This window comes from Trinickia symbiotica (genome assembly GCF_002934455.1).
Lineage (GTDB): Bacteria > Pseudomonadota > Gammaproteobacteria > Burkholderiales > Burkholderiaceae > Trinickia > Trinickia symbiotica.
Genome location: NZ_PTIR01000007.1, coordinates 122,269 through 133,709, shown reverse-complemented (window position 1 = coordinate 133,709; position 11,441 = coordinate 122,269). Strand labels below are relative to the sequence as shown.

5 protein-coding genes are annotated in these 11,441 nt (G+C 61.7%); all 5 read right to left on the bottom strand.

The features are described from left to right. Window positions 1–147 precede the first annotated feature (147 nt). The 5 genes from B0G57_RS12535 to B0G57_RS12515 all read right to left on the bottom strand — a co-directional run bounded on the left by B0G57_RS12535 (window position 148) and on the right by B0G57_RS12515 (window position 11,436). Window positions 148–393: a hypothetical protein gene (locus tag B0G57_RS12535; RefSeq protein WP_018443697.1), complete on the bottom strand. Its 246-nt coding sequence runs from the start codon at window positions 391–393 to the stop codon at window positions 148–150. Then, entirely contained in the window at window positions 390–1,361 is a 972-nt protein-coding gene (locus B0G57_RS31710; protein ID WP_018443696.1) for a hypothetical protein, read from the bottom strand. Before B0G57_RS31710 ends, B0G57_RS12535 begins: the two co-directional genes overlap by 4 nt. 345 nt (window positions 1,362–1,706) lie before the next feature. Next, the gene (locus B0G57_RS12525) at window positions 1,707–1,958 is read right to left on the bottom strand and encodes a hypothetical protein (protein ID WP_018443695.1); all 252 of its coding nucleotides are present in this window, start codon (window positions 1,956–1,958) and stop codon (window positions 1,707–1,709) included. Then, the gene (locus B0G57_RS12520) at window positions 1,955–10,900 is read right to left on the bottom strand and encodes a two-partner secretion domain-containing protein (RefSeq protein ID WP_102607122.1); all 8,946 of its coding nucleotides are present in this window, start codon (window positions 10,898–10,900) and stop codon (window positions 1,955–1,957) included. Before B0G57_RS12520 ends, B0G57_RS12525 begins: the two co-directional genes overlap by 4 nt. Beyond that, complete coding sequence (locus tag B0G57_RS12515) at window positions 10,897–11,436, bottom strand: toxin-activating lysine-acyltransferase (RefSeq protein ID WP_018443693.1); 540 nt, start codon at window positions 11,434–11,436, stop codon at window positions 10,897–10,899. Before B0G57_RS12515 ends, B0G57_RS12520 begins: the two co-directional genes overlap by 4 nt. Window positions 11,437–11,441 lie beyond the last annotated feature (5 nt).

Here is an 11,441-nt window from a genome sequence, read left to right as displayed (position 1 = left end):
CTCGCGCCATCCTATGGATCGCGATCAAAACATCGCTAGCACGTTGTGCCGATTCTTTAATCGTTGTCGTTTTCCGCCCGAGACGGGCTGGCGCTAAAGCAGCAGGAGATCATCAAGCAACTGCTCGAGGGCACGATGCCGGTGTCCTTACTCCTCGTCCATCGCCTTGTCTGCCGCCCTCCGCCCTGGCTTCGACGCTCGCAAATCCTTCGCGAACTGATAGGTAATCGCTGCAACAAACGTTAAGTAAATCGGTGCGCCTGTCAACATAGGCTCCCACCCCGCACGCTGCGCCAAACAGAACACTAGTGCGACCAGGACCATGCCAAGAACGCCGAGATAGCCGATAGCTAGGCGCCGAATCAACGCTTTGCGCGCCAACTCATGATTCATTGCTCTTCGCTCCAGCCCTTTTTTGAACCTTCGATCGCGGCTTGCATTGGCCCGGGAACAATTTCGAAAAGGTAACGCAGAGTCTTGCCAATTGGCCCCGGCACAGCGTTTTGAGCAAAACTGCCAGCAGCAGCAGTCCCCGCGCCTAGCCCGGCCGACAAATCTGGGCTACCCGAGCCCGTAACCGCCGCTGCGCCAAATGCCGCTGTCCCTGCTACCGTGCTGTTGTATCCGCCTACCACAGCCTTTACTGCAGTGCTACCGCCCAACGTCTTTAGCGGCAAATAGAAGGGAGACGCGGCGCCGGCAATGCCCCCTACTACCAATGACTTCCCGATACTCGGACCATCCGTCGACCAACCTTTCCACCGACTGATTACATCTCCCGCATAATCATAGATAGTCCCCACAGTCCACGCTGTTGCCGCCGTCGGCGCTACAGCACCCAGCGCCAACAAACCTACGCCGGCCCCGACTGCCTTGCCGATTTCGGGATGCGCCTCGTGCCCATGTAACGCCAATTGCTCCTGCTTCAGCGGCCCGGGATTTGCACGCTCGGCCGCCGTCGCCTTGAACAATTCGCCGGAGTTCTCCGAGATATACTGCGCTGCCGCCATATCGTAACCGGGGCCCGCCTTCGCCTTGTCGTCCACCATCATGTAGCCCGTGCCCAGCAACAGCTTTTCCGCTCGTTCGAGCGTGATTGCCTGACCCGTTTTCTCTTCATAGGCGGCGGCAAACCACTTCGCATGTTCCTTCGTCCACTGCCGTTCTTGATCAGGAAGCTGCCGGTTGAACAATCCCTCCGTGCCCGCCGCGTTCGCGGCTGTCACCGGATCGCCGATCACGCCTGCGACACCCGCGACAAAGGACGTCACCAGATTGATCTGCGCCTCCTTCTCCTGCGCGCTGAGCCCCGTCGTCGGCCCGAGCAGCGAGCCCAACACCGAACTGGCCGCGGCCCCCATCGCGCCCGTGTTGCACGTCTGAGCGCTCGCAGCCGCTCCGGCACATCCCACGACCGCGTGCAACGCCGCACGCGCCGCTTCGGCCTCCGGCGTACCTCCCCCGAGCCGGTTTCACCTCGCTCACCGCCAAGCCTTGTAAATAGCTCACCGCCGCATTCCGCACGAATGCTTCGACACCGCCCGTCACGTTCCCGCCGGCGGCCGCTCATGCTGCTACTAGAGCGATGCATCTCGACGGCATTCTTCGCCGCCAGCAGGGCAATGCCATTTCCGACGAGTTCACATTGACGTCGTTTTCGCCCGTCGCCGCTTCACGAGGGCGGTTTGCTCGCGACTGTTTTCGGCCTAACGGCCGGAGACTTTCTTTTCGTAAAGCCATATCACCGTGCCAATAAAGAAGCTAAAGAGCGCGACGAATACGGCCATTCGTACCTCTCGGGTCCACGGTGGTAATTGGTATGGAATGTCATACAACAACCATTGCAGCGCAGGACCAACAGCAATCTCGCCGACGATAACAATCACAGTCATGCCGACTAGCCAGAGCAACACAAAGTGGGCCCAGCGGAACAATTCAAAGCTTGTCTTCGGCTTCATGGCTCTACCTTGGTTTGAACCGCACTATCGGTGATTCCTTGTATCACACCATTGCCGGCACCTCCGAACCAGGATGGGATCGTGCTTTTCGGTACGTAGGTTGATATGCCCATCCCAACATATCGCCACTCTTGCCGATACCAAGGATTTATCACATTACCGAGGCCGCTCTCAACTTTCGCACCAACGGGATAACCGATAACCGTTCCGGCTGTAGCTCCGGCCATCGCGCCATTCGGGTTCTCGCCGCGCAGAGCCGAGCTCGTAAGCGCTCCACCTACGTTAGTAAGCAGAACAGGAGCAAACCGCATCCCCGTCGACAAAGCCCCTGTGATGCCCGCAGTACCGAAGCTCGTGCAGTCAAACGGCTTATCACTAATAAGCTGGAGGCCTCCGTTTACGCCCAGCCCGACTGTTGTACCGATACCCATCATTCCCATAGTTGCCAATGGGCCGCCCGTCGCAAGTCCTAGACCCATCATGCCAACACCGGCGAGAGTCGAACCCACTGGATCCTTCTGAATGTTCGACGTCACCAGTTCGTTATACGTCTGGCCACGGCCAAGCTGCTGCTGACCCAGCTCATACGAAGACCGATTTGGCTCGACGTATTCACTGTTATAAGCGTGGTCCCCATAGTTCGGGTCGCTCTTGTAGCCGTCGCAGTTCAGATTCTGGCAACCGATAATCCTGCGGATTTCGTAGTCGTGCTTACCGTCCGTCGCTTCCGCCGTCCGCTTATCCGAATTGCTCAGCATTTCCGCAATGATCCGGCCTTCCGCTTCCTGCTCGCTGATGCCAAGTTCCTTCGCAACGGTTTTCGCATGCCGCCTTGCATCATCGTATTCATGCTGGTGGAGCTGCCGGTTGTACAACCCCTCCGTGCCCGCCGCGTTCGCGGCTGTCACCGGATCGCCCATCCCGCCTGCCACGCCCGCGACAAACGACGTGACGAGATTGGTCTGCGCCTCTTTCTCCTGCGCGCTGAGCCCCGTCGTTGGCCCGAGCAGCGAGCCCAGCACCGAACTGGCCGCCGCCCCCATCGCGCCTGCGTTGCATGTCTGAGCGCTCGCAGCCGCTCCCGCACATCCCACGATCCCGTGCAACGCCGCACGCGCCGCTTCCGCCTCGGGCGTGCCTTCCCCGAGCCGGTTGGCCAACTCCTTCACCTCACTCACCGCCAAGCCTTGGAGATAGCTCACCGCCGCATCCCGCGTGAACGCTTCGGCTCCGCCCGTCACATTTCCGCCCGCGGCCGCCGTCAGCGCCGTCAGCACCCGTCGGTAACTGCCACCCGGCCCCCAAGCCGCCGTTAAGTCATCCGCCTTTTGCTGCGCCAGTACCCGCTCCTCCGGCGTCAGCTTCGGGTCGTTCGCCGCTGCCTGCGCCGCATCCACTTCCTTGGCCCGATTGGCAAGAAAGCGCCCCGTCTCGCGCTGCAATGCGCCGACGATCTCGAATCCCGCCTGGATCTCCCGCTCATCGAATATCGGCTTCAGCGCATTCGTTCCATCGCGCTCCGTCGTCACCGCGCGATTGACGCTTGCAATCGTCTCCTCCGCGCTTGTTCCGGTCAGCGCTTGCTGCTTCGCCTGGTCGGTGATGTGAATCGCCCCGCCACTGATACCGCTGACCGTCGTGCTGCTGCCGTCACCCGACGCACCCATGACCACGGGCGGCGCCGCACTCCAATTGCCCGAGCGCGGCAAGTCGCTGCCCGGCACCTTGTCACCACCCGTCGTCGCCTGACCCTGCTGATTCGTGCCGACGCCGCCAGCGGTCGAATTGCCCTTGCCACCTCGTGGCGACATGCCGCCACCATCGGAGCTATAGCCGCCTCCCAGCGCGAAGCCGCTCGCGCTGTATTCCGCACGGTTCTGGATATCACTCGTCGACAGCGTTGCCGTCGTCAAGCTGTTCAGGCCATCGGCAATCGCCTGCTCAGAACTCGTGATCACGCCGCCGTTCAGGTGAGTGTCGCCCTTGACGTCGATCTGGAAGCCGCCGTCACCCGCCTTGATGCCCGACTGCTCGGCCACGCTCGCGAAGTCGCTGCTTATCTTCTGCTGGCCATAGTTCGCGCTGCCCGAAATCCCATAGCCCACCGTGACGCTGCCGCTGACGGATTCGTGCTTGCTGTGGTACGTGCTCGTATCCTGCAGACTCTCGATCGTCAAGTTGCCGCCTACGTCGGCCATCACTTGCCTGCCGCCAACCACCGCTCCGCGCAACGTTGTGTCTCCACCCGACTTCAGTGTGAACTTCTTGCCCGCCGACACATGCGTGTTCGTCCACATCACGTCGGTGCCGTCGCCCTTGCCGCGTGAACCACTCGCATTGGCCGTCACGCCGAAGGACGCACCATTCGAATTTGCGCTCACCGCCACACCCACACCGCCACTCATGCTGCTGCTGGAGTGATGCATCTCCACGGCATTCTTCGCCGCCAGCAGGGCAATCGCACCGTCGGCCTGCAGGTCTACATCGCCGCCGCCCTCGATGTCACTGCCCTGCACGGTCAACGTCGAATCCTTTCCAGCGCCCGTAGCGCGAATGCGCACGCCGCCGCCCGCGGTGACCTTGGAGCCCGCCACCCGCACGCTGTCTTCCGTCGTCTTGCTTTGGCTCTTCGAGCCGCCCACCGTGATCGAGGCGCTCGCGCCGCCGCCCGACTTCGGATCAGCCTTTGCGGCATCGGCCGCGTTTTTGCCCGCCAGCCCCATCGCCCCCCCGGCGAGCAGCTTGAGGCGCATGTCCGATGTCTCGCCGGCCGCATGCTTCATCTGCCCGGCAGTCTGTATCGCCGCGATCACCGGAGCCGTCACCGCCACGGTGAGACCCGATTGCTTGAACTGCGTCTCCTGCGTACCGTGGCTGATCTCCTCGGCTGCGAGGATATCCACCTTCTTCGCCTGAATATCGATGTCGCCCTGCGACGCCAAGAGATGGCTGCCAACCTGCCTGTAATGATTGCCCGCGGCAATAGCGACGTTGCCGTTCGTCGAGCCGACAATCGACGCGGACGCACTAGTTCGAGTATTCCGGTTGTCCTGGCTATGTTGCTCGGTCCCGATCGTGAATCCGATGCCGCCCGTGCCAAAAAGGCCCGTCTTTCTCTCGTCGCGGTAGTGCCGCTCGGTCGCCGAATTGATCGCCGCTTCGATATTCACATCGTGCAACGCGATCAACGACGTGCCGTGCGTCGATACGACGTTGCTTCCCTTCACATTGATATCGTGGCCTGCCTGCAGATGGACCGTGTCGCCCGAGAACGTCGTGCCTCGATTCATCGCTTCAGACAAGGTATTGCGCGTCGAAATAGTCTTTGACGAGAACCAGCTGCTCTTGCCTTTATGCTGATGCGCCTCGTCGACGTTGCGTGTCGTTTTCGACGACGTCAGATTGATGTCGTTTTCGGCTGTCGTGATCAGCGCGCCTTGCTCGCTCGTCACCGAGGCGCCGCGCGCATTCAAATCGCGGCCAGCCGACAGGCGCAGGTCGCCGACTGTTTGGATCGACGCCCCCAGCTCCCGGTGCGTACTGTCCTTGCGCCAATTGTTGGCATCCCATTTCAGCGACTGGCTGCTCGACCTATCGATCGTGGCGAGGTTTAGATCGCGCCCCGCCGCAATCACTGTCTGCCCGTCCGCGCCTGCATTGCCGATCTGCGAACCTGCAAGCGTGAGATCCCGCCCCGCCGCGGCAACCAGCGTCCCTCCCGACGGGTCTGTCACATAGAGCCCCGCCACACGGCTTACGTTGGTTATCGTGCCCTGGCCGTTCGCATTGCTGTTCGTCGTACTGACGCTCTTCAAATCGCGCCCCGCGATGGCCGAGAGACTGTTGGCCGCATCGATGGTGCCGCCCAGATTGAGAAGATCGGTCTTCGCCTTAACCGCAACATGACTACCTGAGATGCGCCCACCAAGGTTTTTGACGTTCTCGGCCGTGAGCGAGACAACATCGCGGCCCGCAATCGTCCCTTGGTTCACGAGATCATTCGATAGTTTGAGGTCGACCGTTTGCCCCGAGATCAACGCTCCCGATCCGTCGACATCACCTGGCTTCACAAGCACATAGACCTGCGGCACGAGTGCCTTCGTGGTCTGCCCATCCGGCAACGTCACCTCGCTTTCGACGAGCCAGACAATATCGCTCGTCAATCGCGCCATCTGGGCCGCGGTCAGCGCAATGCCGGGCCGCAAATCCCATTCCTTCGCGTAGGTCAAGCCGTTGTTGATCAGCGCCCGATATTCGGCCTCCTCGCTCGCGTAACCTTTAAGGAACCTGCGACCCGTCAGTTGTGCAATTTGCTCACGAATCAGCTTCTGCTCGTAAAAGCCGTCGCCCAGGCGCTTGTGCGTGAGCGCCGGATCGATCCGCAGTTGTTCCAACATATAGTCCGATGACAACCACTCCCGATAGTTGACGAAGCGTCGATCCGTTTCGATCAGATAGTTGCCCGTCGGATCGGGGTTCACGGAAAAGAGGCTCGTGTTCGGCACCGTGGTGTTGACGGCGGCGCTACGAATGACGAACGAGTGGCCGCTTGCGGCCGCGTTGACGGCTTCGACCTCGGTGATGGGGTTTATCGCCCTGCCGGCACGGACCGTCACACCGGCTGGGCCTGCGCCAACTGCGCCTCGTACGAGAGGAGCGGTACTGACGCCCGCGATTTCGGTGCCGCTCCCGCCCGGCGCGGTATGACCTCGGTAGACCGTCGGCGTCAGTCGAATGTCGCTGATCGTCGCCGGTGGCGTATATGCTGTGGAGCGGCTACCTGTATCATCGCGACCCTTCCTGTGATTGCGCCAATACGATGTGACTGTGCCGATATCCGTCACTATCTGTTGGCCAGCCACCTCGGTGTTCTGGAGCTTCGCTATATTTGTTCCATCGAGCGCACCTCCCGCGATGATTTGGCTTTTGTCGTTGAGTACGTTGTTCGCCTTGATGCGCATGGCACCGCCCGATGTGATCCTCCCCGGATCGGATTCTGCAATGACAGTGGCCGCCGTCGTGCGATCGTATTCGTACTTGCTCCAGCTCTCGTAGTTGCGTTCCGGAGTACGCAAGTGGTCGGACTCGTCGCTGTAGACGCGAACGTCGGATTCGCCGCTCGCATAGCGATTCGGTGATCCGTCGCCCTGGTACTCGACGATATGCGCCGGCTCACCTTGCCGCTGAACCGTGGTGGCGAAGTGCTCATTTGTGTTGTTGACGTCGACGGCGGTCAGCTTGAGCTCACCAAGCGCTTCGATCGACGCGCTGTTGTTATTGACGACACCCGCCGAACCCGTAGCGGTGCGGCTACCGTCGATGGCGCCGCCGATAAACATATCACCCGCGCTGAAGATCAATGAATGCTCACGGTTCGTGATGGTCTGCGCGCCGATATCGAGGCGACTGCGCGCGGCAATGGTCGCCGCCCTATCGTTCTCGGCGTCATTATTGACCGTGCCGGCCGATATCGCAGAATGGTCGCCGTAGATGCGGCCAGTTCCCACGTTATTGAGGACTCCGGATGAAACGGTCGTATCCTGCCCGTCGATCAACCCTCGATTGGTGATCGTCCCTCCGGCGCTGATCTGCGAGGTTGCCGCGCTGAACTCGCCGCGTGCCTCGTTTTCGATGTCGCGGGCATTCACTGTTAGGGTCTTGCCAGCCAGCATCACCGCCTGGTTCGTAAGCTTCCCGGCAGTCTCAATTTCGACGTTGCCGTTGCCTTCAAAATTGCCCGCATTGACGAAGTCGCCCGCGAGGCTGACATTGAGGTCGCCTTGCGAAAGCACACTTCCGTCACCGGATAGTCCGGCGCTGTTCACACCGAGCGATTTAGCCGCGATCAACGTGCCGCCTTTGTTGATCACTCGCTGAGTCTTTTGCGTCAGATCGCGGTCGCGCACCTGCACGGATTGCGCGGACGAGATCAGACCTCCGGTGTTGTCGATCGTGCCCGAGCCTGTCAGTGATAAGGACGTGTCGGCTCGCACAGCACCGGACCGGTTGTCGATCGCATCGGCAGTCACGCTGATGCTCTGCGCTTCGACGCCTCGGTCGTTGCCATGCGTGCCGCGATTGACGAGGCTGCCAGCACCTATCGTCAATGCGGCACCCGAGCGCATCAAACTTGCGCTGTTGTCAACGGTACCGCTCCCTACATCGATCGCCAGGTTGCCGAGCGCTTGAACATTGCCACCGCGGTTATCAACGCCAGTGCCGGTCAGTGTTATGGCGTCCTTTCCAGTTATTTGCCCGCCCCGCGCATTGGTGATCTGCGCTGTTGTCGCGTTGATGTCGCCCGTGGCACCGATAAAGCCCGCCGAGTTATCGAGCTTGCCCGTTCTCAGTGTGATGGCGCTCTGGGCGAGAATGCCGCCTGCCGGACCGGAATGCGTGTTCGACAGCGTCTGGCCGTGGGTGTCAACGGTCACAGTCCCGCTGGCCTGCAAGCTGCCCGCATTGTTGGTCAACCGTCCGCTCTGGACTTCGAGCAATCCGCCTGCGGCGACCGTGCCGCGCGTGTTGTCGAGCGGCCGCCCACTGCTATTCAGTCGCACGTCGGTGCGACCGGACACCACGCCATCCGTATTGGTGAGTCCATTGGCCGCGATCGCGACGGTCCGCGCCGCCTCGATACGGCCAGACGTGTTGTCGATGGCCCCCGCGGACGCCGTCACCATCAATCCCCTGTGAGCCGACCCGATCTGACCGCTCGCGTTATCGATCGAGCTTCCGACAATGGATACGTTCTCGTTCGCGGCAAGCAAGCCACCCGCATTGGCCACAGCACCAGCCGTGAGCACATCGAGTGCGCCGCCCGCGGTGAGTCCGCCGCTCGCGTTCGACAACGTCACCGCATTGATGCTGGCGTCACCGCCCGCGGCAATCTTGCCTTTCGCACTGTTGTTCAATGCGCCCGACATCTTCATCGTCAGCGGCGATGCGCCTGCGGCCTGAATCGTGCCGCCCTGATTCAGCAAGTCTCTGCCAGTCACCGTCACCGCGCCATTGGCGGCAATCGTGCCGCCGCTATTGTCGAGCGAGGCGCGAGCGGCAATCGATGCGTTGCCGGTACCGGTTTGAATGATATGTCCGCTACGATTCGACAGCGCGTGCGTGTCGAAGCTAAGCTTGTTCGCCGCCACGTTACCGCCATCGAGCGTGATCGTCTGTGACGTCATCGACAGCGTACCGTTCGTGCCAATCGCGCTGCGCGCTCCATCTACAGTGGTGGCACCCAACGACAGCGTCCCGGTACCAGCATGCTCGATGCGCCCATTGGTATTGGTCAGCGTCTGCGCACCGATCGATAGATTGCCTCCGTTCGCAGCAATCCGCCCGTTGGTGTTATCGAACTGTCCGGAAAGTCGAATCGCCAAATCGGTGGTGCCCGTCTGAACAAGGTTGCCCTGGCTGTTGGAAATATCGCGCGCCGCGAGCGACAACCGATCGGCCGATACCGTGGCGCTATTGGTACTGAGCGTACCGGCTGCACTGGCCGTCAATGTCTGTGTCGCCGAAACGCTCGCCCCGCTCAGCTCGATGCCACCGCCGCTCGCCGTCAACGTGACGTCCTTCGCGGCCGTTTGGCTGCCGGCCAGACTGATTTCCGCGCCGCTTGCCGTCGCATCCGCACTTGCGAGGTTCTGCCCGTGCGCGCCGATCTGGCCCGTCGCGGCCAGTTGCAGCGTACCGCTCCCGCCGAGCGTGCCGTCGCTGCGTACGCCGGCTCCAAGCAATGAGTTCGATTGGCTGTCGATCGCGCTGGCCGTTCCCGCCGCTTCGACTGACGTGTTGCCCTGCGCCGCGATCGTGTGCGTATTGACTACATTGCCGCGCGTCGTCACTTGTGTATCGCCAAGTGCGTAAACAATGCCCGCATTCGAGATACCGCCGTTCGTGTCGACACGCACCAACCCACTCGCCGTGATGCGTCCGCTGTTCTCGAGCCGGCCGTCGGCCGTCACCAAAACCTCGCCCGCCGATGCACCAATCTGCCCGGCGTTGCGCACGCCCACGCCCGACCCAGTGCCGACGAGCGTGATCTTGCCGGCATACATGCCACCGAGGTTCGCGACATCGAGCCCGTAGGCGGGGGCGCTGCCGCTCGCCGTGATCGCCGCCATCTGCGTATGGTCGGCACTAACCTCGTTCGGCCCCGTGGTCACCTTCAATGAGTTCGCCCAGATGCCGGCGTTCACCTGCACGGAGCGCGCAATGATATCGGTATAGTCTGTGCGGCTCGCGTCCAGTCCGGCTCCCGTGATGCCGATCATGCCGTTCTGAACGCGATAGCTGTCGAGATTCCCATTGTTGAAGATGGGTGTACCCGTGGTCAGCGTCGCCCGATTGGCGTTGATGAATCCGCAACCGTCGCAGGTGATGCCCGCCGGGTTTGCGATGACAACCTGCGCGCGATCTCCCGCTACCTCGAGATAGCCGCGCAGGAGGCTCGGATTGCTCGAATTGACTTCATTGAGAATCACGCGTGCGGTACCCGCCGCCAGCCACGGGTTGCCCTGCACCCAGCCGCCTAACTGCGTTTGCGCCGACTTGCGCGCGTTGTTGAGAATGGCGCCTTGCGAATTGACATCGAACTGGCTGTAGGTGTTGCGCGAAACGCCTGCGGCGCTCGGCGTCTGGATGTTGATCAGCGGCACGCCGTTGCCCGCGTTCAGGACGGTCGGCTGCTGATTGCCAGGCGCGCGGGGGTCCGCCACGATCTGGGCCTTTGCAGCAAGGCTCACGAGCCCCAATGCCAGCAAAATCGAATACTGCAATGGTCGGAAGGCTGCAACAACGGTCGCTGCGGCCTCTGTCGTGGCGCCCGGCACAAGCGAGGTGCCCGGCGCCTTGCCGTTGGTCACCGCGGTTTCGGCGACAGCCATCAGCAGGCCCCGGACCTTGTTGAAGACGATGCGATAGAGGTACTTGTTCATTTGCTTCGGTCCTTCGAATGCGGTAGTGCACACGCGATGGGATGATCAAAGAACCAGGCTCGCGCCTCCTCCTTCGTCACAGCGATCCCGTTGAACTCCATGACACGTAGTCCCCGCTCATCGCCGCGGTGATAGAGCGAACGCAAACAGCGATCGGCAAAGAGCCGCGCCACGACGTGACGCAAGGTTCGGGTGTGGCCGAACGGCGCCACCCAGTCCAGGATCCATATCCGGTCCCCACTCGCCCAGTCCGCGTCGGGCATGAGTTCGGGCCGATGACTCAGGTAGCGCGCTTCCGCTGCTTCGCACAAGCTTGCCCAGGCGAGATAGAAGACGGGTTTGCCGGCTTCCGCGGCGAGCACGAATTGCTTGTGCTTGATGGCCGGCAACAACGCGGATGCAAGGGCATGCAGCGGGGCGTCGCGATGCGCGGCCGAATGCATCCAGAGCCAAACGGCGCTGCCCAGCGCTTCTGCCTCGTTGCACGGCGTATTCAACAGGCCGGGGGCCATAATCTCGAGCGATTCATTCCTCATGCATC